1 protein-coding gene is annotated in these 432 nt (G+C 64.1%); it reads right to left on the bottom strand.

What is annotated here, in order from left to right:
• Nucleotides 1-432, bottom strand: a 432-nt coding sequence (locus G0Q06_RS14255) for a succinylglutamate desuccinylase/aspartoacylase family protein (protein WP_163967445.1), incomplete at both ends; no start/stop codon positions are given.

Here is a 432-nt window from a genome sequence, read left to right as displayed (position 1 = left end):
TCCACCAGTTCACCCTCGGCCCGGAATGTGCGCAGCAACCCACCCGCAGGGGCCCGTACCCAGGAGGAGGACCGGCACAAATAGGGCTGCGCCTTTGCCCGTGCGATGCCCTTGGCGGGCAACATGTTCAGACCGCGCAGTACCCGAAGAATGCCCGCAACGCCCGCGCGCACGGCGATCTCGTCAAACCTCAATCCCTCGCCGGCCTCATAGAGCAAGACAGGTGTGCCGCGCTCTGCCGCCTCGGCGCGCAGGGATCCCTCGCGCAAGGGCGAGGTCAGAACGACAGGCGCGCCAAAGGACATGGCCATATGCGCTGTTACCGGATCTTTGGGCGAAATGCGGATCTGAGGCAGGTTCGTGCGGTGGATCGCCGCTGAATGCAGGTCGATCCCGCAATCGCACCGCAGCACGACTTCGTTCAGAAAGATA

This window comes from Oceanipulchritudo coccoides (assembly GCF_010500615.1).
In the GTDB taxonomy this organism is placed as follows: Bacteria; Verrucomicrobiota; Verrucomicrobiia; order Opitutales; family Oceanipulchritudinaceae; genus Oceanipulchritudo; species Oceanipulchritudo coccoides.
Note: the sequence above shows the minus strand (reverse complement) of the source record. Positions and strands in the feature narration are given on the sequence as shown.